Annotated in this window: 20 protein-coding genes; 8 read left to right on the top strand and 12 right to left on the bottom strand. The window is 61.0% G+C overall.

Translation table 11 applies throughout. The annotated features are described in order from the left end of the window. Positions 1–66: 66 nt before the first annotated feature. From QCE73_RS19505 to catA, 8 genes are all read right to left on the bottom strand, one after another. Positions 67–1,608 carry a dynamin family protein gene (locus tag QCE73_RS19505; RefSeq protein WP_309883176.1) on the bottom strand — a complete coding sequence of 514 codons (1,542 nt, stop codon included), beginning with the start codon at positions 1,606–1,608 and terminating at the stop codon, positions 67–69. Then, positions 1,605–2,855, bottom strand: coding sequence for a GTPase (locus QCE73_RS19500; protein WP_309883175.1), 1,251 nt, complete (start codon positions 2,853–2,855; stop codon positions 1,605–1,607). Before QCE73_RS19500 ends, QCE73_RS19505 begins: the two co-directional genes overlap by 4 nt. Then, positions 2,852–3,259: a RidA family protein gene (locus tag QCE73_RS19495; RefSeq protein WP_035505049.1), complete on the bottom strand. Its 408-nt coding sequence runs from the start codon at positions 3,257–3,259 to the stop codon at positions 2,852–2,854. Before QCE73_RS19495 ends, QCE73_RS19500 begins: the two co-directional genes overlap by 4 nt. 30 nt (positions 3,260–3,289) lie before the next feature. Continuing rightward, on the bottom strand, positions 3,290–4,066 hold the full coding sequence (gene benD, locus QCE73_RS19490; protein ID WP_309883174.1) for a benzoate diol dehydrogenase BenD: 777 nt from the start codon (positions 4,064–4,066) through the stop codon (positions 3,290–3,292). Further along, a complete protein-coding gene (gene benC / locus QCE73_RS19485; RefSeq protein WP_309883173.1) occupies positions 4,063–5,091 on the bottom strand; it encodes a benzoate 1,2-dioxygenase electron transfer component BenC in 1,029 nt (342 codons plus the stop codon). Before benC ends, benD begins: the two co-directional genes overlap by 4 nt. Positions 5,092–5,126: 35 nt before the next feature. Further along, positions 5,127–5,615 carry a benzoate 1,2-dioxygenase small subunit gene (gene benB / locus QCE73_RS19480; RefSeq protein ID WP_250485994.1) on the bottom strand — a complete coding sequence of 163 codons (489 nt, stop codon included), beginning with the start codon at positions 5,613–5,615 and terminating at the stop codon, positions 5,127–5,129. Further along, positions 5,612–6,970 carry a Rieske 2Fe-2S domain-containing protein gene (locus QCE73_RS19475; RefSeq protein ID WP_238215227.1) on the bottom strand — a complete coding sequence of 453 codons (1,359 nt, stop codon included), beginning with the start codon at positions 6,968–6,970 and terminating at the stop codon, positions 5,612–5,614. Before QCE73_RS19475 ends, benB begins: the two co-directional genes overlap by 4 nt. 114 nt (positions 6,971–7,084) lie before the next feature. Then, positions 7,085–8,020 carry a catechol 1,2-dioxygenase gene (catA, locus tag QCE73_RS19470; RefSeq protein ID WP_035505063.1) on the bottom strand — a complete coding sequence of 312 codons (936 nt, stop codon included), beginning with the start codon at positions 8,018–8,020 and terminating at the stop codon, positions 7,085–7,087. A gap of 178 nt (positions 8,021–8,198) precedes the next feature. On the opposite strand from catA, the gene QCE73_RS19465 reads away from it, so the two are divergent. From QCE73_RS19465 to QCE73_RS19450, 4 genes are all read left to right on the top strand, one after another. Further along, entirely contained in the window at positions 8,199–9,119 is a 921-nt protein-coding gene (locus QCE73_RS19465; protein WP_035505065.1) for a LysR family transcriptional regulator, read from the top strand. 108 nt (positions 9,120–9,227) lie between these two features. Further along, positions 9,228–10,352, top strand: coding sequence for a muconate/chloromuconate family cycloisomerase (locus QCE73_RS19460; protein WP_035505068.1), 1,125 nt, complete (start codon positions 9,228–9,230; stop codon positions 10,350–10,352). A gap of 32 nt (positions 10,353–10,384) precedes the next feature. Next, on the top strand, positions 10,385–10,663 hold the full coding sequence (gene catC / locus QCE73_RS19455) for a muconolactone Delta-isomerase (protein ID WP_309883172.1): 279 nt from the start codon (positions 10,385–10,387) through the stop codon (positions 10,661–10,663). A 17-nt stretch (positions 10,664–10,680) separates the two neighbouring features. Beyond that, entirely contained in the window at positions 10,681–11,886 is a 1,206-nt protein-coding gene (locus QCE73_RS19450) for a benzoate/H(+) symporter BenE family transporter (protein ID WP_309883171.1), read from the top strand. A gap of 1 nt (position 11,887) precedes the next feature. Here QCE73_RS19450 and QCE73_RS19445 read toward each other — a convergent pair whose 3' ends face one another. Beyond that, positions 11,888–12,661, bottom strand: a complete 774-nt coding sequence (locus QCE73_RS19445) for an SDR family oxidoreductase (RefSeq protein ID WP_309883170.1) — start codon at positions 12,659–12,661, stop codon at positions 11,888–11,890. A gap of 11 nt (positions 12,662–12,672) precedes the next feature. Next, on the bottom strand, positions 12,673–13,086 hold the full coding sequence (locus QCE73_RS19440; protein WP_035505072.1) for a thioesterase family protein: 414 nt from the start codon (positions 13,084–13,086) through the stop codon (positions 12,673–12,675). A gap of 89 nt (positions 13,087–13,175) precedes the next feature. On the opposite strand from QCE73_RS19440, the gene QCE73_RS19435 reads away from it, so the two are divergent. The 4 genes from QCE73_RS19435 (at position 13,176) to QCE73_RS19420 (ending at position 17,240) form a co-directional block, all read left to right on the top strand. Next, the gene (locus QCE73_RS19435; protein ID WP_035505074.1) at positions 13,176–13,880 is read left to right on the top strand and encodes a Crp/Fnr family transcriptional regulator; all 705 of its coding nucleotides are present in this window, start codon (positions 13,176–13,178) and stop codon (positions 13,878–13,880) included. 99 nt (positions 13,881–13,979) lie between these two features. Next, on the top strand, positions 13,980–15,332 hold the full coding sequence (locus QCE73_RS19430; RefSeq protein WP_309883169.1) for an MFS transporter: 1,353 nt from the start codon (positions 13,980–13,982) through the stop codon (positions 15,330–15,332). Between the two features lie 40 nt (positions 15,333–15,372). Then, positions 15,373–16,293: a 3-keto-5-aminohexanoate cleavage protein gene (locus tag QCE73_RS19425; protein ID WP_309883168.1), complete on the top strand. Its 921-nt coding sequence runs from the start codon at positions 15,373–15,375 to the stop codon at positions 16,291–16,293. A 2-nt stretch (positions 16,294–16,295) separates the two neighbouring features. After that, positions 16,296–17,240, top strand: coding sequence for a 3-hydroxyacyl-CoA dehydrogenase NAD-binding domain-containing protein (locus QCE73_RS19420; protein ID WP_309883167.1), 945 nt, complete (start codon positions 16,296–16,298; stop codon positions 17,238–17,240). Positions 17,241–17,908: 668 nt separating this feature from the next. Here the strand turns inward: QCE73_RS19420 and QCE73_RS19415 are convergent. Next, positions 17,909–18,751: a hypothetical protein gene (locus QCE73_RS19415; RefSeq protein WP_309883166.1), complete on the bottom strand. Its 843-nt coding sequence runs from the start codon at positions 18,749–18,751 to the stop codon at positions 17,909–17,911. Between the two features lie 4 nt (positions 18,752–18,755). Further along, positions 18,756–20,406, bottom strand: a 1,651-nt coding sequence (locus tag QCE73_RS19410) for a DUF2345 domain-containing protein (RefSeq protein ID WP_309883165.1), incomplete at its 5' end; no start/stop codon positions are given.

Genomic DNA, 20,406 nt, shown 5'->3' with positions numbered 1-20,406 from the left:
ACCGTCCAATACCGAATTGGTGCCCGGCTATACCTTTCGGGAATGAAAGAAGCTATCCGCTTGCGCTCAGTTGAATTCGGCGCGAAGCCGGTCTTTCAGATGGAGCAGGTTCGTTTCATGGGTTTGCAAAACGTCCTGCAATCGCGCGGCCTGAACGATTAATCGTTCGATCGAAGCCTCGCATTGCGCGGCCGCGTTGCGGCAAAGGCGCAGGATATGCTGACGAATCGCATTGCCCAGCGCGGCATGCAGGCGCTGATAGTCGATACCGGCGACGGTGTCTTCGAACGCGGCATCGTCATCGAGGTGAATAAGCGCGAGCGAGGCATCCGGCTCGACGACGTAATCATGAAGCCGCTCGTTCGCCTCGCGCGAAAACGATTCGAAGATCGCCTGCGATAAGCAATCGACGATAGCTTTCACATCGCGTGAGGACGAATGCGCATCGAGCAATGCCGGCAAGGTCGGAGCGACGCTGCGCCACACGGCATTCGCGATCTGCTCCTGCCGCTGTTCGAGCGCCACGATAGCCGCATCCGATAATGCGCGCAGATTTGCGAGCAACGCGAATACGTCGCGGCACAATGCGCTCATCACGTTTTCTTCCAGATGATGCAGGAACACTTCGGCCTGCTTGCGCCGCTTATAAGCCAACGTCTCTTCGGCAATCGCCATCAGCGCCGCGTAGAGCTTTTCGAATCCCGCGTCGCTCATTGCCGCCTGTGTTTGTCGCTGCTCGCGGGCGAGATATGAGGAGATCGACACAGGAGTCTTTAGCAGGCTAGTGGACACGCCCATCGACACGAGCTTTTCTTCAGCGCGCATCTTTACGTCAGCCTCCTGCTCGGCGCGATTCTCCGGCGTCTTGTTGCGCAGACACTTGACGATTTCACCGTCTATCTCGTCTTCGTCGTACACGTCGCTGCGCGTGACCACGGGCAGCAGCGGCTTGTTGCGATGCAGTTCGCGGCCGAGTTCATCCAGTTCCTGCACTTGTCCCGGCGATGTGGAACTCGTCAGCCACAACACGCCATCGGCGCTATCGGTGAAGCGTTGAGTGAGCGCCGCGTTTTCCGGCGTGACCGAATGCAATCCCGGCGTATCCACGAGAACCAGCTTTCCCGCGAGACGTACGCCTTGAAGTCGCGCGGTGGTTTCCGTCACGCCTTCCCTGAAACGTTCCAGCGTCTCGACGATTCGCCCCGCATCGAGATAGAAGTACTCCACGGTCTTGCCGTGCGCCGCGAATCGATCGGCAAGCAGATTGCAGAACGAGCTCTTGCCCGCGTTGAACTTGCCGAATACGAGCAGCAGAACTTTATCGTCGAAGGTTTCGGCGAGCGCCTGCGCGGGTTCGAGATGCGCCCATTGCTGCGTCCAGGCGAGCATGCTTTTATGCACTACGGCGTTGATCGTCGCCGCATGTTTCGCCAGCGCGCCCTGCTCGTTCAGCCCTTGGCACAAGAGACGGCTGGATTGAAGATTCGCGCCCAATTGCGCGAGCCAGTCTTCCATCGAATGCAGAATGCGCCCGAGATCATGCGCGATGAACTCGAACGCATCGACATCGGCGATAAAGCGTTGCTCGTTGCTCGCGTCCGCTTTCATGTGGCGCCTTCCAGCGCGCGCAATGCATTCGACGCCTTATTTAAAGCATCAATCATCGATTCGCTTTGCGCAATCCGCGCCGCCAATACTTTCCTGTCTGACGACAACTCGAAGTAATGAACGAAGTCGCGCTGCATCCGTTCGCGGCCCGCGTCCGTACAGAATATCCTGCGCAAGTCCTTGCGAAATTTCACCGACACGCCCATGACCGCCACCATCACGGAATTGAGCGCACGCGCCACCGTTTCCTGTTCCGATGGCAAGCCGATGACGCCGTGCCCCGCGAGAAAGCTATCGATTGCGATACACGCACGCGAATAGGCGATCTGTATATGCGCGCGTTCGAGCTTGCCCGCGGTGATCGCATAAGCGTCCTTCGCGGTATCCGGCACTGAAGCGTGGTCTGTACCGAGCGCGTTCAGCATCGCTTCGATATCGCCGCTTACTTTGTCGATGACGCTTTTCAATCCGTGATCGAAGTCCACACGCTGTTGCCGCTGCGTCTCACGCAAATCACCGAGCAACTTCTCCTGCGCGATCAGAAGCTGCGTCAGTTCCTCGCGGGTTTCGTCGAACAACAGCGCGGCTTCATGCGCGCGTGCTTCCGGCACGCGAGCGAGCGCGGCGTCGATGGTCGCGCGCAGCGAAGGCATGCCGCTCTTTTCCAGCATCAGCTTCTTGCCTTCGTCCCGCCCCTTTCGATAACGCGTCGAGGATACGGCGTTCAAATCGATATCAGGCCATTGCGCACCGATCGCGTGACTGACTTTCTGCAACTCGGCATCGTCGGCAAGCTGGTCCACTTGCGACAGCACGAAGAGCGTCTGACGTTTCGACCGATCACCGTCCGCGCAGAGTTCGGCGAGCAAGGCCAGTTCCTTCGCGTCGAGCTCCCCTTCCTTCGCGGCATGCACGAACAGGCGGATATCCGCATGCAGCCACGCAGCGTGCAACGCGTGACGATCGTCTTCGGTGCCGACATCCGCATCGAGCCCCGGAGCATCCAGCCAGCGCACGCCCTGATGGACGCTGTCCGATAGCTTCACCGTCTCGCGTTTGTCCGCGACGGCAAACGAGTCCCGTCCGATCAACTCGTTCAGCAGACGACTCTTGCCGTGATTGTATTTGCCGATGACAGTGACGATCGGCTCGCCGTCCGCGAGCAGGATCGCGAGACGCGCCATGTCGTCCGCGCGATCCGGCAGCACGGACACGACCTCATGCAATGCCCCGCCGCGCGCGTTCATTTCCCCGCTTCTGGCAAAACCGCGACCGCCTTGATTTCGACGATATAACCCGCCGCGCCGCCCAGCATGTGCGCACCGACGGCCGTCCACGCGGGAAGCGGATGCGTGTTGAGATAGCGCTCGCGCACCTGCATGAACAAGGGCAGATCGCGCATGTCGGTGTGGAACGTGGTCACGTCGACGACATCGCTCAAGGACGCGCCCGCCGTTTCCAGCACCAGCTTCAGATTCTCGAAGGCCTGCGCGATCTGCGCTTCGCGGTCTTCGACCAGTTGCATCGCCGCATCGCGACCGATCTGCCCGGACACGTAAATCGTATTGCCGGCCCTGACTGCGGGCGCGTAGCGAATCTTCTCGTACACCGCTTCCATTCCCGGTGGAACGATAGCTTTGTGTTCACTCATGGCATGCGTCTCCTGCACACTCAAACGTTATCAACCGTTATCGCCGCCAGCGACCGGCAGCACCGCGCCCGTGATATAGCCCGCTTCGTCCGAAGCGAGGAATAGAATCGGCGCAACCTGCTCTTCGAGGGTGCCGTAGCGCTTGAAGAAGGTCGATTCGGTGACCTGCTTCACCGCTTCGCCCATCCAGATTTTTTCCTGCTCGCTGTCGCCGCTCGCGTTGCGCGGCACGCGTCGGGCAGGCGCTTCGGTGCCGCCGGGCGCTGCCGCAACCACGCGGATATTGCGCTCGCCGTATTCCATCGCCAATGCCTGCGTCATCGCGTTGACGCCGCCCTTCGCGGCCGAATACGGCACGCGTCGGATTCCGCGCGTAGCATTCGAAGACACATTCACGATGGTTCCACCGCCGCGTTTGAGCAAATGCGGCAATACCGCATGGCAGGCGTAGAGCGTAGGCATGAGCGAGCGTCGAATCTCGGCGTCGATCTGCGCGGGCTCGAACTCCGCATACGGCCGCATGCGGATCGCGCCACCGACGCCGTTCACGAGAATATCGATGCCGCCGAACCTGCTCACCGCAAACGCCATCGCCGATGCCGCGCCTTCATAAGTCTCAAGGTCGGCGACGAAACCGGCGGTATCCGCGCCCTCTGCTTCGGCCGCCACTTCGGATACGAAGTCCGCACGATCGACGAACAGCACTTTCGCGCCCTCGGCAGCCGCACGCAGCGCCACGCCGCGTCCGATGCCCTGCGCCGCGCCCGTGACGACCATCACCTTGCCGGCAAATCGTTGTGTGCTCATGCGGTCACCGGCGCGGCGTTGGGCGTGAATTTCTCGTAGTGGAAGCTGTTGGGCTTCACGCCGTTATCGTCGAAGTGCTTGCGTACCGCATCGACCATCGGCGGCGGACCGCACAGGTACACATCGACATCGCCGTCGTTCAACGATTCAGCCGGCATGTGCTGCGTCACCCAGCCCTTGCGCGGATGATTCGAATCCGCATCGGCGACGACGGTGCTGAACGTGAAGTTCGGCAGCTTCGCCGTGTAGGCCTCGATCGCGTCGACCTGCACCAGATCGAGATCGCGCGTCACGCCGTAGATCAGGTGAATCTTCTGCTGCGAGCCGGTGCGCGCGAGCACTTCGAGCATCGAGAGGAACGGCGCCAGGCCCGTGCCGCCCGCGAGGAACAAGAGCGGCCGCTCCACCGCGCGCAGATAGAAGCTGCCGAGCGGGCCGGTCAGTTCCACCGCATGTCCCGCCTGCGCGGATTCGAGCCACGTGCTCATCACGCCGCCGGGAATCTTCTTGATGAGGAAGCTGATCTTCGTCTGACCCGGCGCGGACGAGAACGAATACGAACGATGCTGGCCGCTGCCGGGCACATCGATATTCACGTACTGGCCCGGCAGAAAAACCGGTGCGGGTGTGGCGGCATCCACGTCCAGTTCGAGCACGACGGCGGCATCGTTGTGCGGCTCGATCTTCGTGACCGCCGCGGCGAACTTGCTCTGCGCCGTCTTGCATGCCGTGGAAGACGCCGGGACCGCGATCACGCAATCGCTCGACGGCACCATCTGGCAGGTGAGCACGAGACCGCCTTCCTTCTCGTCCTCGGAGAGCGCGTCTTCGATGTAGTCGTCGCCGAGATCGTAGCTGCCGCTTTCGGCCCGGCACTTGCAGGTGCCGCACACGCCGTCGGAGCAATCCATCGGCAGATTGATCTTCGCGCGGAAAGCGGCGTCGAGAACCTTCTCGCCCGCCTTGCATTCGACGAACCGCGTGACGCCATCTTCGAAATTCAGTGCAATGTTGTAGCTGGACATGTTGCCTCCTACTTACTGTCTCATCACCGGGAGCATCAGACGTGGTAGACGTCGAGCACCTGACGGATATAGTCGTTCTTCAGCACAATCTTCTTGTGCGCGATCACCAGAATGTCGCCGACCTTGCGCAGCGTCACGAAGATCGTGCCGAAGAAATGGTCCGTGATCTTGTAGCGATGGCTGAGCGTGTCGAAGTTGTAGCGCACATCCACTTCGTTCTCGCGCTCGGCGAGCACTTCCACGTTGGTGACGTTATGGCTCGTGCGCGGCTCGGGCATCGATGCGCCGCTGCGCTCGGTCTTGATGCGGAACACGCGATCTTCGAGGCCGCCGCGATCCGGGTAATACATGAGCGAGATCTGGCTTTCGTGATCGTCGGTGATGCGGTCGTCGTCGTCCCAGGCGGGCATCCAGTAGGTGACGTCTTCCGCGTAGCAGCCCAGCCATTCGTCCCACTGACGGTCATCGAGAAAGCGTGCTTCGCGATACAGCGTCGCGCAGATTGTGTGGTAATCGAAGCTCATGCCAGTGCCTCCGCTTGTTCCTTCTTCAGGGCGTCGCGCATCACGTTCACCCAGTATTCATGCTGCACGACGAAGAGGCCTTCGTCCTCGCTGCGTTCGCCCGAGATGAGCGGCTTGAGACCCATGTTCTTCGCGTTGTCGTCCGGACCGTGAACCCACAGCGGCGCACCGCGCGACAGATCGTTCCACATCGCCGTGATGCCGGCATAACCCGACTGGCAGGCGCGGAACTCTTCGAGGTCGTCGCTCGTGCCCATGCCCGAGACGTTGAAGAAGTCTTCGTACTGACGAATGCGAATCGCGCGGTCCTCGGCGCTCTCGCCCTTCGGCGCGAAGCAGAAGATGCTGACTTCGGTCTTGTCGACACCCAGCGGGCGCACCACGCGAATCTGCGTGCTGAACTGATCCATCAGGAACACGTTCGGATAGAGGCACAGGTTACGCGTCTGATTGACGATGAAGTCCGCCTTCTCTTCGCCCACGCGCGCCTTGATTTCCTCGCGATGCTGATAGACCGGGCGCACTTCCGGGTTCATCGTCTTGGTCCACAACAGGATGTGACCATGATCGAAGCCATACACGCCCGCGACCGACTTGCTCCAGCTATTGGCATCGACGGCTTTCGTGCCTTCGACCTTGCGGCGGCCCATCGTCGCGGCGTAGTTCCAGTGCACGGTGCTGACGTGATAGCCGTCGCAGCCGTTCTCCATCTGCATCTTCCAGTTGCCGTCGTAGATATACGAGGAATTGCCGCGCAACACTTCGAGTCCGTCCGGCGCCTGATCGACGATCTGATCGATGATGACCTTGGTCTCGCCGAGATAGTCTTCGAGCGGCATCGAATCCGCGTTGAGGCTGCCGAACAGGAAACCGCGATAGCTCTGGAAACGCGGCACCTTTCGCAGATCGTGCGAGCCGTGCGTATTGAACTGAATCGGGTATTCGGTGGTCTTTTCGTCCTTCACCTTCAGCAGCTTGCCGGTATTGGAGAACGTCCAGCCGTGGAACGGGCACGTGAAGCTGCCCTTGTTGCCGTGCTTGCGGCGGCACAGCATCGCGCCCTTGTGTGCGCAGGCATTGATCACCGCGTGCAGTTCGCCGGTCTTGTCACGCGTGACGACCACGGGCTGGCGGCCGATCCACGTCGTGTAGTAATCGTTGTTGTTGGGAATCTGGCTTTCGTGCGCCAGATACACCCAGTTGCTCTCGAAGATATGCTTCATCTCGAGTTCGTACAGATCGGCGTTGGTGAAGATATCGCGGCGGCAACGGAATACACCGTTTTCCTTGTCGTCCTGAACGGCCGTTTGCAGCAGTTCGTCGAGCTGGCTGACTTTGTTGGTAATGGCGGACATGTGTGCTCTCCCTATGCGGCTCCGGTCATGGAGCGCTTGCATCGGTGTCGAATGATTCTTGCGGAGTGTCGAGCGGCGACAGAACTGTCGCCGCTCCGGGCGCGTGCCGGGCGATTACGCAGTGGCGGAGACGCGCGGGCGATGGACGAGCTGGTTGTCCTTGCCATGCAACAGCGGCGTCAACTGGATGTCGAACGCGATTTCCTTGTAAGCGTCGGTCTTGAGCCCCAGCGCCGTGCCGCCGGTCTTTTCGACGACGTGCGGCACCAGTTCCTCGCGGGTCGCGTAGGCGAAGTCATCCCAGATCAGCGGATCGCCTTCGATATTGATCTGCGTCGTCAGCTTGCGATGGTTCTCGCTCGTCGCGAAAAAGTGCACGTGCGCCGGACGATTGCCATGACGTGCGAGCGTGTTCAGCAATTGCTGCGTCGCACCGTGCGGCGGGCAGCCGTAGCCCACGGGCATGAGCGTGCGGAATTCGTAGGTGCCGTCGGCGCCCGTCTTGACTGCGCCGCGCAGGTTGAAGTCGCTCTGCGCGCCGGTCGGGTCGAAGTGCGAATAGAAGCCCTTCGAGTTGGCGTGCCAGCATTCGACCACCGCATTCGCGACGGGCTTGCCGTCCGCGCCGGTGACCGTGCCGCGAATGATGAGCGGACCAGCGTCTTCATCGGGATCGAGATCGATCTTCGACACGCCGTCGCGCACCGGCGCACCGGCCACATACAGCGGGCCTTCGATGGTGCGCGGCGTGCCGCCGTGGATGTCCGCCTCGCGGTCCTCGGCATCCATGCGGATGTCCAGATACTTTTCCAGACCGAGGCCGGCGGCGAGCAGCGCCGCTTCGCCGTCCTGACCCAGCTTGTTGAAATAGGTGACGCCGGCCCAGATTTCATCGGGCGTCATATCGAGGTCGTCGATCGCCTTGAAGAGGTCGCTCAACAGGCGATGCGTGATCTCCTTCGCGCGAGCACTGCCGTCCTGACTTCCGAGGTTGGCAGCAGCCTTCAGCAGGTCCTGCACTTCCTTCGTATCGAACACTTTGATGCTCATGTCTGCTCCTGAATCTCGCAATTTTATGGTGGGGGTTAACCCTTGCTTCAACACCGGTACGAATATGCTCGGAAGGTATGGTCGGGTGTTGAAACAGAGCGTGAAGGCAGGATAATGGACGCAAAGAAGGCCAGTCCAACACTGATTTAGTATTGGGCCATATCCAGGAGGTATAGAGATGGAGCTGCGGCATCTCCGCTATTTCGTAGCGGTGGCAGAAGAACGCAATTTCACGCGCGCCGCGCAGCGACTGCATATCGCCCAACCGCCTTTGAGCCGTCAGATACAGCAGCTCGAAGAGACGCTCGGCGTGCAGTTATTCGAACGCAACTCCCGGCCGCTCAAGCTCACGGAGACGGGCAAGTTCTTCTATTCGCACGCGGTGCAACTGCTCGCGCAGACCGCCGAGCTGGAATCGATGACGCGACGCGTAGGCAATATCGAACGCAGTCTTTCGGTGGGTTTCGTAGGCTCGACCCTATATGGGATGCTGCCGAAGATCATTCGGCGCTTTCGCGACGAGAACGCCACCGTCGAACTCAGTCTGCACGAAATGTCGACGATGGACCAGATCCGCGCGCTCAAGGATGGCCGCATCGACGTGGGCTTCGGCCGCATTCGTCATGAGGATGCGAATATCCGCCGCGTGATTCTGCGCGAGGAGCAGATGATCGTCGCGCTTCCCGTCGGTCATGCGCTCTCGCTCGGCAAGCCCATTCTCTCGCTTCGCGACCTGACCAACGAAACCCTCATCATTTTCCCGAAGGCGCCGCGCCCAAGCTATGCGGATCAGGTGCTCGCGGCCTTCCAGGACCGCGCGCTCGCGCCGCGCAAGATCTACGAAGTGCGCGAGTTGCAGATCGCGCTGGGTCTGGTCGCGGCGGGCGAAGGCATTTCCATCGTGCCGAGCAGCGTCAATGGCCTCAAGCGCGACGACGTGATCTACCGGGAACTCGACGACCCGACGCTCACTTCGCCCGTCATCATGAGCATGCGCGCGCTCGACGAATCGCGCGACATCAAGGAAATGCTCGAACTCGTCTACCGGCTGTACGAGGAGGAGCACATCAGCTATACGCCGCGCACCGATCGCGGGTGATGACGCGCGTCATACCTTCGGGGTATGGCACTAGACGTCAACGGTGTTGGACAGGCGGCAAATGGGCGCGCAATACTTCAGCAACCCTTCCATTCCGACATTCCAGGTATGAACGCCCAAATCACATCCGTCGAAGCGATTCTGGTTGACCTCCCGACCATTCGCGCGCATCAGCTCGCCATGGCGACGATGCAGCAACAAACCCTCGTCATCGTCCGTCTGCGCACGAGCGACGGCATCGAGGGCCTTGGCGAAGCCACGACGATCGGCGGCTTGTCTTACGGCGATGAAAGTCCCGAGGGGATCAAGCTGACCATCGATACTTACCTCGCGCCCGCGCTCGTCGGACAGGATGCGACCAATATCAACGGCGCGATGCTCAGGCTGAACAAGATCGCGCGCGGCAACCGCTTCGCCAAGTCCGCGATCGAAACGGCGCTGCTCGACGCGCAGGGCAAGCGCCTGGGCGTGCCGGTGTCGGAATTGCTCGGCGGCGCGGTCCGCAAGACGCTGCCCGTGCTCTGGACGCTCGCGAGCGGCGACACTCAGCGCGATATCGAAGAAGCCGAAATGCTGCTGGCCGAACGCCGTCACAACACGTTCAAGCTGAAGATCGGCCGGCGCGGCGTTCGCGACGATGTCGCGCATGTGTCGAAGATCAAGGCCGCGCTCGGCGACCGCGCCAAGGTGACCGTCGATGTGAACCAGGCCTGGAACGAAACCGATGCGGCGCTCGGCATCGAAGCGCTGGAAGCGGCGGGCATCGACCTGATCGAGCAGCCGACGCCGCGTGAGCAGCGCGGCGCACTCGCACGGCTTTCGGCGCGCTTCATCGTGCCGATCATGGCCGACGAAGCGGTGACGGGCCCGGAAGACGCGCTCGAACTCGTGCGTCATGCATGCGCCGACGTGTTCGCGCTGAAGATCGCGAAGTCCGGCGGCATCTACGGAATGATGCGCACGGCCGCCATCGCCGATGCGGCGGGCGTATCGCTCTACGGCGGCACGATGCTCGAAGGCAGCATCGGTTCGATTGCATCGGCGCATGGTTTCAGCGCGCTGCCGCAACTCGCGTGGGGCACCGAACTGTTCGGGCCGCTGCTCTTGAAGGACGACATCGTGACGGCGCGGCCGCAGTATCGCGACTTCGATCTGCACATGCCGGAAGGACCGGGCCTCGGTCTTCAGATCGACGAAGAAAAGCTCGCGTTCTATCGCCGCGACAAGCACTGAACGCTCACACTCAACACCTGATCGAGGACACTATGCTTTATCTCGTAAGAATGGACGTACATCTGCCGCACGACATGCCCGCCGCGAAGGCCGATGAAATCAAGGCGCGCGAGAAGGAATACTCGCAGGAACTGCAACGGCAAGGGAAGTGGCAGCAGTTGCATCGCGTCGTCGGCGAGTATGCGAACTACAGCGTCTTCGATGTCGATTCGCACGATGAACTGCACACCATCCTTTCGGGCCTGCCCTTGTTTCCCTTTATGACGATGAAGGTCACGGCGCTCGCGCGTCATCCTTCGTCCATCCGCTGACACGGCGAAAGGATTTCATGAAGCGCGACCCGGAACCCGGTCTGATGTCGGCCGCGCCGAAGGGCAGCGGGTCCGTGGCGGCGGTGAGCGCCGGGCTGCTTGCCGTCATCATCTCGTATGCCGGGCCGCTCGCGATCTTCTTTCAGGCTGCGCACGCGGCGCATGTCGGCAACGACGTGGTCGCGTCGTGGGTCTGGTCCATTTCGATGGGCGCGGCCGTCTCGGGCATCGCATTGAGCTGGTGGCTGAAGCAGCCGATCATCACGGCGTGGTCCGCGCCCGGCACGGCCTTGCTGGTCACGCTGTTCCCCGGCATGCCGGTGAGCGAGGCGATCGGCGCGTATATCGTCGCGGGGGCGTGCATCTTCGCGCTCGGCGTGTCGAAATGGTTCGACCAGATCGTCAAGCGCATACCGAAAGGCATCGCCTGCGCGATGATGGCCGGCATCCTGTTTCAGTTCGGCACCAATGTGTTCAAGTCGGTGGCGCTCACGCCGTGGCTCGCGCTCGGGATGGTGGCGAGCTTCCTCGTTTTCCGCCGATGGGCGCCGCGCTACTGCCTCATTCTGGTTCTGCTCTCTGGCGGCGCGCTCGCCGTGGCGCTCGGCCTGACGAATTTTTCGTCGGTCAGCATTCATCTCACGCGGCCCGTCTTCACGATGCCGACGTGGACCTGGCAATCGACCGTGAGTCTCGCGGTGCCGCTCGTCATCGTCAGCCTGACGGGTCAGTTCCTTCCCGGCTTCGCGATCCTGCGAGCCTCCGGCTATCACACGCCGACGCGGCCTGTGCTCCTCACGACCAGCCTCGCGTCAATGCTGGTCGCGTTCTCGGGCGGCATCACGATTGTCATCGCGGCGATCACGGCGGCGCTGTGCACCGGGCCCGATGCGCATCGCGATCCTAAGCGCCGCTATATCGCGGGCATCGCGAACGGGCTCTTCTATCTCGTGGGCGGATGTTTCGCGGGAACGGTCGTGATGCTGTTCGCCGCGCTGCCCAATGCGTTCGTCGCCGTGCTCGCCGGGCTTGCGCTGCTCGGCGCGATCGTGGCGAACGTGGTCGGGCTGGTGCAGGACGAGGCGCACCGCGAGGCGTCGTTCATCACGTTCATCGCCACGGCGTCCAACATGAGTTTTCTGGGGCTGGGTTCCGCGTTCTGGGGGATCGTGTTCGGCACGCTCGCCCATCTGATTCTCGGACGGGCGAAGCACACGCGCTGACTCACGAGGCGCTTTGCGAGTCTCCATCGACGGGAATGATCTGACCGGAGATGGATCGTCCCGCGCTCGATGCGAGGAATACCGCGAGCGCGGCGATATCGGCCGGATCGACGAAGTGTTTGATCGACTGATTCGCGAGCGCCGCCGCTTCCTCCTCGGCCACGCTGCGGCCGCTCACCGACGCGCGTCCCGCGAGCACCTGCTGAATGCGCGGACCTTCCACTGCGCCGGGCAGAATGGCGTTGACCCGGATGCCGAATTCGCCGAGCTCGCGCGACACCGTCTTCGTGAACCCGACGAGTCCCCACTTGGTCACGGCATAAGGACTGCGGTTCGGATAGCCGAACCGGCCAGCAAGCGAGGACATGACGACGATGGCGCCCGCGGGAGACTGCTTCAGATGAGGAATCGCATGTTGCGTCACGATGAAGGTGCCGGTGAGATTCACGCGCAGCACGCTTTCCCACGCGTCCGGGTCCATGTCCGCGACACTGGCGGCGGGACCGGCGATGCCCGCGTTATTGACGAGCACATCGAGGCCGCCGAGCGCGGCCGCGGCCTCGTCGACCATGCGCGCGGCGGCGATGCGATCGCCGATGTCGCATGTCAGGGTCACGACGTCCGGCATCTGCGCACGCAATTGCTCCAGCGCGGCTTCGTCCAGATCGCAGACACAGACCTTCGCGCCCGCGGACACGAACGCCTGCACGATCGCACGGCCAATGCCGCTCGCGCCGGCGGTCACCAGCACGCGTTGAGCCGTCGATATCGTCATGGAAGTCTCCATCAGGCGCAGGCAGCGCGGATGAACTCGGGGATGGGAACGGCTTTGAGGCGTCCGTCCGCGTGCTTGACGCACAATGCGCGCGTCGCTCGGCCTTCGCAGATCAGCGTGTCGCCGCGCATGATGCGATGCTGCTGGATGAACACCTTGCCGCGCCATTCCTCGATACTGCTATGAACCTCCACGGTTTCCCCGTAGGTAACGGAAGTATGGAAGCGCGTATGCATCTCCAGAAGCGGCGCGCCGATGCAGTTCGGCAGGTCCGTCATCGCGCGCCACGGCGGCAGGCCGCACTGGATGAAATAATCGTGCGAGGCGGCGTCCATCCAGCGCGAAAAGTTCGGGAAGAAGACGATTCCCGCCGGGTCGCAATCGCCGAACTGCACGTCGATACGGTAGATAGTTTCCTTGCTCATGAGCTCATGGCCTCCCTTCGATTACCTTCATTGTGCCCGTCCCGGTTTCGCGACACTGTCGATCCCGCGACAATCGTGAGCGCGATCCCATGACGCGGCCCAAGCGCTTGCCGGTTCCATCGCTCACGCTCGACGAACTGCTCGCGCAGTCGGCGTGGTTCGCGCGGCTCGACGAATCCGCGCAAGCGCGCGTGCGTGCGGAGGCGTCGGAGCGCGTCGTCGCGATGGGTCAGGTGCTCGGGCATCATGGCGAGCGGCAGCACATGTGGTTCGGCATGCTCGAAGGCCTCATCAAGTGGTCGATCACCGCGCGCGACGGACAGACCGTGACCCTCGGCGGCCAGTCCGTCGGAAGCTGGTTCGGCGAAGGCACGCTGATTCGCAATGCGCCGCGCCAGTCCGATCTCATCGCGCTGCGCGACAGCCGCGTCGCACAGATTCCGTCCGCCACGTTCAACTGGCTGCGCGAACGTCAGCCCTCGTTCAACGAGTTCCTGCTGTTGCAGGTCAACGAACGCCTGCACTGGTTCATGGCGGTCGCCGCCGCGCACGGACTGCTCGATACCGATAGCCTCGTGGCACGGGCGCTCGTGGGCATGATTCATCCGCTGTCGAATCCGGGCGGCACGAATCATTTGCGCATTTCCCAGGAGGAACTCGCGAACCTCGCGGCTGTGTCACGTCAGACCTGCAACAAGGCGATGAGCCGCTTCAAGAGCGCCGGCCTCGTGCGCGCCGAATACGGCGAAATCGTCATACTCGACCTGCCGGGGTTGCAGGACATCGCGCAATGAGTGCTTCGCGTATACGCTGACCCGGACTGTCGCCCGATCGACAGTTGCCAAAAACGGATGTCGAAATAATGCGTGTCATACAAGACAGGGAGACACGCAATGAATCGCATTCGTTCGCTGAGCAGCGCGGCGGTTATCGAAAGTACAGCCGGCCGCTCGGAAGAAGACGCCGTCTTTCGCAAGATCAGCCTGCGTGTGATGCCGCTCGTGCTGATCGCTTACGTGTTCGCGTTTCTCGACCGCATCAACATCGGTTACGCGCAATTGCAGATGAAGCAGGACCTCGCGTTCTCCGATGCCGTTTACGGTCTCGGCGCGGGCATCTTCTTCGTCACCTATCTGCTGTTCGAAGTGCCCAGCAATCTGCTGCTCGAAAAGATCGGCGCGCGGCTGACCTTCCTTCGAATCATGGTGCTCTGGGGCCTCACCTCGGCGGCCACCGCGTTCGTCTCGGCGCCGTGGCAGTTCTACGCGATCCGCCTGATGCTCGGTATCTTCGAGGCCGGCTTCTTTCCCGGCATCATCCTGTATCTCACGTACTGGTATCCGAGCCAGCGACGCGGCCGCGTGACGGGACTCTTTCTCTTCGGCATGCCGATTACCGGCGTGCTCGGCGGCCCGTTGTCCGGCACGATCATGAGCGGCATGGAAGGACTGGGCGGCATGCACGGCTGGCAATGGCTCTTCATCGTCGAAGGACTGCCGACCGTGCTCATGGGTTTCCTGCTGTATCGCATGTTGCCGAACAAGCCCGCCGAAGCGTCGTGGCTCGACGCTGCCGAGAAGGAAACGGTGCGCGCGGCCATGAGCGCCGATCACAAGGACGACGCCGCACACGGCGGCCACGGCAAGCTCCTCGCAGCACTGGCCGACCCGATGACCTACGTGCTCGCCTTCATCTACTTCTGCTGCGCATGCGCCGTCTACACGATGACCTTCTGGCTGCCGACGATGATCAAGGGCATCGGCATCGCCAGTCTGTCGACGATCGGCTGGTTCACCGCGGTGCCGTATTTCTTCGGCGCGCTCGGCGTGCTCATCGTCAGCCGCAGTTCGGATCGTTTCGGTGAACGCCGCTGGCATGTGGGCGGCACGCTCGCCATCGGGGTGATCGCGCTGGCATCGACGTCCTTCGCCGGTTTGGGCGTCGGCGCGGTGATGACGCTGCTGTGCATCGCATCGTTCTTCATTTTCGGCGGCGGCTCGCTCTTCTGGTCGATCCCGCCGACCTACCTCGGCCGCAATGCAGCGGCTGCGGGCATCGCGGTGATCAGCTCGCTCGGCATTCTCGGCGGCTTCGTCAGCCCGACGCTGATCGGCTGGATCAAGGGCGCGACGGGCAGCATTCAGCTCGGTCTCTTCGCGTTGACCGCGGTCGTGCTCGCCGGTTGCCTGACCACGCTGATCGGTTTGCCGAAGCGCGCGCTTCGCGTCGGTCCGGGCGCGAACTGAAGCGTCCACGAATCAAAACCTATTTCCGGAGAGAAAGATCATGAGCAAACCCAAAGTCATCGTGACGGTGGCGCCCACGGGCGGCATGGCGACAAAGACGATGAACCCGAACCTGCCGACGCAGCCGCGCGAAATCGCCGACGATACCTACCGCTGCTACAACGCGGGCGCGAGCGTCGTCGCCGTGCACGCGCGCCGTCCGGACGATCAGGCCACCTGCGATCCCGCGATCTACAGCGAGATCAACCGGCTGATCCGCGACCGATGCGACATCATCCTGAACAACTCCACGGGCGGCGGCATCAACGGCGACATGGTTCGCGAGCTGGACAACGGCTTGTGGGAGATCATGTGGGAAGAGCGCCTGAAAGGCATGCAGGGCGATGGCGTCGAAATGTGCACGCTCGATGCGCAAACCGTGATCGCAAGCTTCGAAGGCAAGGAGATTCTCGTTGCGACGCCGCCGTCGCGCATCCGGCAGATCGCCGGCATGATGAAGGAACGCGGCATCAAGCCCGAATGGGAAGTGTTCGGCCTCGCCGATATCGTTCAGGACGTGCAGCGCGCCCTTAACGAAGGCCTCGGCGATGCGCCGCATTTCATCAACATCGTCATCGGCGCGAATGCCTTTCAGGGCGCGCTGCCTTACACGCCGCGTTTGTTGCAGACGATGGTCGATCATCTTCCGGCGCACACCGTGTTCAATGTCAGCGCGATCGGCGCGGCGCAATTGCCCGCCGCGATGAACTCGCTGTTGCTGGGCGGGCACGTGCGCGTCGGGCTCGAAGACAATCTGTACTACCGGCACGGCCAACTGGCGACGAACGTGCAACTGGTCGAACGGCTCGTGCGGCTCGTGCGCGAGATGGGATACGAACCGGCCACGCCCGAAGAGGCACGCGAGATCATCGGGCTCAAGCCCTTGCGCGCGGAAGCGGGCGTTGCCTGCCTGGAGCATTGAACATGACGGCGAACGGTATCGAACGCGTGGCGGTCGTCGGCACGGGCGTCATCGGCGCGAGCTGGGCCGCGTATTTTCTGGCGCGCGGGCTCGCGGTGTCGGCGACGGACCCTGCGCCCGGCGCGCGCGAGCGGCTGATTGCGGCCGTCGCACGGCATTGGCCGACGCTCGAAGAGATCGGTTTGGAGAAAGGTGCTTCCATCGCGAATCTCACGTTCCACGACGACCTGGAAAGCGCGCTGTCCGGCGCGCAGTTCGTGCAGGAGAACGGGCCCGAGCGCGAAGACCTGAAGCTCGATCTGCTCAAGCGAATCGATGCGGCGCTGCCCGAAGATGTCGTGATCGCGTCGAGCACGTCCGGTCTCCTGATGAGCCGCATGCAGCGCGCATGCCTTCATCCAGAACGTGTCGTGCTCGGGCATCCGTTCAATCCGCCGCATCTGATTCCGCTCGTCGAAGTGATCGGCGGCGAAGGCACGTCGGCCAAGTCGCTCGAACGCGCGATGGCCTTCTACACGGCGATCGGCAAGCGTCCCATCCATCCGCGAAAGGAGCTGAAGGGCCACATTGCCAATCGGTTGCAGGCGGCGCTCTGGCGCGAAGCGTTTCATCTCGTGTCGATCGGCGCGGCGAGTGTCGCGGATATCGACGATGCCATCGCTTACGGTCCCGGCCTGCGATGGGCGGTGTCCGGACCGTTCGCCAACCTGCATCTTTCGGGTGGCGAAGCAGGCATTGCGCATACCCTCGATCATCTCGGCCCGCCCATGCAGGATTGGTGGGATGACCTCGGCACGCCGCGACTGACGCCGGAACTTCAGAGGAAAGTGGTCGAAGAGATGAAGACGGCGCTCGATGGCCGGTCGTCGGCGTCGATGGAGACGGAGCGTGATCAAGTCATGCTGGCACTGCTGAAGGCGAAGCGCGCGGCAATGACGAGTTTGTAGCTAGAAGGATGGAACAACAGGAAATTAACTTTCAAGCGCTCAGACCTGAAAAGGACTACGCCGCGCGTAGTCACACGCGGCTATAGATGGAGTAGATCCTGATCCGCCCTCAATCGTCGCGCTGTTCAGTCGTCCCCATGATTAACAGACTCGGCAGTTACATCGAATAGGGAATCATACGGCAATGGGAGGCGATAGAAGAAGTAACCCAAATTCGCATCTGAACCTATGAAAAGGCCACCAGGCACGAAATACGGGCTGCCTACTTTACGCCCCCGTCAACAAGCGTACCGGGAGTGAGTCGACGAAGTTTTAGTCTCTCATCAAACATTTCTCGCGGTATTTCCGGCTTGATCCAAACGGAAGGCCCGATATTGGCTAAACGTGCAAACCAATATTTCTGTTTTTCTCGGTCTTGAAGCCAATAAAGCTGCCCGCTAAATCAGTGAAATCAAAAACCTCGTTCTTTATGCAACGTAGCGTTTGAGGGCGAGTTCATTGCGTTCGTCTCTATTGCTTGCGCTACTGTTTCGCTGGCGGCCGTTGTAAGCGAGTGCATGCTGACGGCTGCACTTGAACACTGGAGCGGGTGACACTTATCCCGCCACCGTGACGGGGTGCACTCGTACTCACTCGCGATTACAGCCGAAGCAAGCCCTGATTAACGCTTAATGACCTGGTTGTTCGTCGTAGGGGCTACGCCACATCCACTGTGCATCAGCAAACCAGGCGCCTTGCGGCGCATCGGCGCTTCGCGGTACGTTGGCTTGGGGAAAAGTCTGCCCTGCGCGCACGACCTCCTTATCGATATGGCCCTGCGCCGTCCATCCTTCCCACCAACCGGTCTCCGGACATACCATGCCTGTGCGCAAGTTCATGTAGCCGTACTTCTGGCGCTTGGCCAGATTGCGCTGCCCTAGTTCTTTAGGCGAAAGGTAGATGCGGTTGAAATTCAACTGCCGAAGATTCATCGTATCTTCGAGGTTCTGTTCCTTATAGTTGGCGCGATAAGTAAGTTCCGCAGTGACATCATATGGCGAGTCGTCGGCCAGTGGAAGGCGATAAAAAAAATAGCCCAGACTGGGATCTGAGTCGATAGAGAGGCCGCCCGGAATAAAGTATGGACTGCCAACTTTCCGTTCTCCGTCGACAACATCACCAGGAACGAGTCGACGAAGCTTGAGCCTCTCATCGAATATTTCGCGCGGTATATTCGATTTGATCCAAACAGCAAGTTGGATGTCGAAAACTCGTGCGAAGCCATCCTTCTGCCGCTCCCGGTCTTGATGCCAATCGAAGCTAGCCGCAAAATCGGTGAAATCGTAGATATAGCTGTCGCCGTCCGTGTGCCATGTACTTTGGGGGCGTCCGAGTTCATGAAAAACATCTTCAATCGTGATGTTGCCAGCGGTCCACTGTAACCCTATATTCGCCACGCGTATCAATTGTTCACGTTGTTCGGATGTTAAGTCTCTTTCTTTACGCGACGCGAAGTCGGATTGCGCGTTCATTAACTTAGCCTTTGCGTGGTCTGCCGTTTTGCTGGTTGCTATGGTAAGCGATGGAATACTGATGGCTACACTGAGCATCAGACAGGCCATCAGGCGCATGACCGTTTGCCCAATACGACCCCGCAACTTCGCCACAATAAAAGGCGTCGTTCTCCCAAGGGCGAGATGTGTAGCCCTCGCCCACGCCCTCTGCCACCATATCGTCGATGTCAATTGCATTACCTCCCGCCCCCACGTTTTGGAGCACTGTTTGCGCCTCTTTAAATGCCCGCTGATATTCGGTTTCTAAGGTGGCATCATTCGGCCCAAACGGCGGATACCACTTGGGTTTTCCCGAAACGTTATATTGCTTCCAAGCCGCGAGGGTCCGTACATACATGCCAACCGCCATTTGCTTGATCCCGGTCAAGGCTAACGTATCATCCGGGATCGGAATCTCAGCGGTAAGGCTCACCATTTTTTGAGCCAGCGAGGGTTCGAGTGATGGCAGTTCCGCGGGACTCGCACACACGCCTGGCCATTCAGCAATGCGCGATGTTTCTTGAAAGCTTTCCTTTTTCTGCTGCACCAGCGCGCAAATCCAAAAATACTGCTGGCTATGCCGAGTTTCATGGTAGATCGTGTCTGCAAAATCCATCAAACTGTTTCGAGCATACGTTCCACGTTGGACGGTACCCGTGATTTTGCATGGCTCAAACAAGTTTGCAAGCGCCGCAGTGTTAATTGAAAGCCTCCACGTGTCTCCTCCGAATACCCCTTTCGCATTACCGACAAGCGAGTCATCGGTGACGATAACGGTTGGAACTGCTTGCGTAGGCAGCGCGAAGCGGCCCGAAGCACTCGAAGTGAGCACGCTCTCAACAATTGGCCGTATAAGTCGCCTAAGATCCAAGCAGTTCCGTGGTCCAAGGGGAAGACTGTCGAGTTCAATTGTCGGCGTTCCCGCGCCGAAATAGTTCGGCCCATATTTAACCTGCTGGATCAGCGCATCTGCGAGATCAAGTGCATATTGGCGGGCAATTGGGAAATCGAGCTGCTTGGGATTGTCGATGCTCGCAGTGCTGTAGCGCATTCCCCAGTTGTACGGCTGGCACAACGCATAGAACATGCCGTGACCAGATTGCGCGGGCGAGACATCGTTCACCTGAAGAACGCGGTCCCCAACCCGCTGTGTCCTCTTCTCGGAAACGATGCTGGGCGGCACGCTTTGATCGGCGGCTTGAGTGAGCATCACTGACATAACCGCAACCGGGTTACCTGTTCCATCGTTATGCAGAATTTCCACCGTCGCCGCTTGCACCGATTCAGCCAGCACAAGCGTCATCTCACCGGCGTCGTTAGTACGCCCCTCGATGACTTGTCCATCTTCGAGCGTAATGCGATACGGCTGATTGGCGATAAGCAACCCCGAGCGGTTATCCACGAGCGCGAACGCCTCGGCCACCTTCGCATCTTCGGTATCGGTCAGCGGCATCTTCATCGGCTTTTCCTGCGGCGCGTCTGTCGCATGGCTCGCCGCATGAACCCGGAACTCTCCACCGGTAAAGCCGCGCAGGCCTTGCGGACTGATCTCGATGACGCTCCCACCGCCATTGATGCGCACGCCCTTGGCGGCGGTGAGATTGATCCACCCATCCGCGCTCACGATCTCCACG

Origin of the sequence: Caballeronia sp. LZ029 (genome assembly GCF_031451275.1) — a bacterium.
Taxonomy (GTDB): Bacteria; Pseudomonadota; Gammaproteobacteria; order Burkholderiales; family Burkholderiaceae; genus Caballeronia; species Caballeronia jiangsuensis.
Note: the sequence above shows the minus strand (reverse complement) of the source record. Positions and strands in the feature narration are given on the sequence as shown.

What these genes read in the sequence shown, in the direction of transcription:
- QCE73_RS19505 (WP_309883176.1), bottom strand. Translation starts at nt 1,608, where the DNA reads ATGAAAGCGGACGCGAGCAACGAGCAACGCTTTATCGCCGATGTCGAT.
- QCE73_RS19475 (WP_238215227.1), bottom strand. Translation starts at nt 6,970, where the DNA reads ATGTCCGCCATTACCAACAAAGTCAGCCAGCTCGACGAACTGCTGCAA.
- benD (WP_309883174.1), bottom strand. Translation starts at nt 4,066, where the DNA reads ATGAGCACACAACGATTTGCCGGCAAGGTGATGGTCGTCACGGGCGCG.
- QCE73_RS19450 (WP_309883171.1), top strand. Translation starts at nt 10,681, where the DNA reads ATGAAGCGCGACCCGGAACCCGGTCTGATGTCGGCCGCGCCGAAGGGC.
- QCE73_RS19500 (WP_309883175.1), bottom strand. Translation starts at nt 2,855, where the DNA reads ATGAACGCGCGCGGCGGGGCATTGCATGAGGTCGTGTCCGTGCTGCCG.
- QCE73_RS19415 (WP_309883166.1), bottom strand. Translation starts at nt 18,751, where the DNA reads ATGAACGCGCAATCCGACTTCGCGTCGCGTAAAGAAAGAGACTTAACA.
- QCE73_RS19440 (WP_035505072.1), bottom strand. Translation starts at nt 13,086, where the DNA reads ATGAGCAAGGAAACTATCTACCGTATCGACGTGCAGTTCGGCGATTGC.
- QCE73_RS19465 (WP_035505065.1), top strand. Translation starts at nt 8,199, where the DNA reads ATGGAGCTGCGGCATCTCCGCTATTTCGTAGCGGTGGCAGAAGAACGC.
- QCE73_RS19420 (WP_309883167.1), top strand. Translation starts at nt 16,296, where the DNA reads ATGACGGCGAACGGTATCGAACGCGTGGCGGTCGTCGGCACGGGCGTC.
- QCE73_RS19495 (WP_035505049.1), bottom strand. Translation starts at nt 3,259, where the DNA reads ATGAGTGAACACAAAGCTATCGTTCCACCGGGAATGGAAGCGGTGTAC.
- benC (WP_309883173.1), bottom strand. Translation starts at nt 5,091, where the DNA reads ATGTCCAGCTACAACATTGCACTGAATTTCGAAGATGGCGTCACGCGG.
- QCE73_RS19430 (WP_309883169.1), top strand. Translation starts at nt 13,980, where the DNA reads ATGAATCGCATTCGTTCGCTGAGCAGCGCGGCGGTTATCGAAAGTACA.
- QCE73_RS19460 (WP_035505068.1), top strand. Translation starts at nt 9,228, where the DNA reads ATGAACGCCCAAATCACATCCGTCGAAGCGATTCTGGTTGACCTCCCG.
- QCE73_RS19425 (WP_309883168.1), top strand. Translation starts at nt 15,373, where the DNA reads ATGAGCAAACCCAAAGTCATCGTGACGGTGGCGCCCACGGGCGGCATG.
- QCE73_RS19445 (WP_309883170.1), bottom strand. Translation starts at nt 12,661, where the DNA reads ATGACGATATCGACGGCTCAACGCGTGCTGGTGACCGCCGGCGCGAGC.
- catA (WP_035505063.1), bottom strand. Translation starts at nt 8,020, where the DNA reads ATGAGCATCAAAGTGTTCGATACGAAGGAAGTGCAGGACCTGCTGAAG.
- catC (WP_309883172.1), top strand. Translation starts at nt 10,385, where the DNA reads ATGCTTTATCTCGTAAGAATGGACGTACATCTGCCGCACGACATGCCC.
- benB (WP_250485994.1), bottom strand. Translation starts at nt 5,615, where the DNA reads ATGAGCTTCGATTACCACACAATCTGCGCGACGCTGTATCGCGAAGCA.
- QCE73_RS19435 (WP_035505074.1), top strand. Translation starts at nt 13,176, where the DNA reads ATGACGCGGCCCAAGCGCTTGCCGGTTCCATCGCTCACGCTCGACGAA.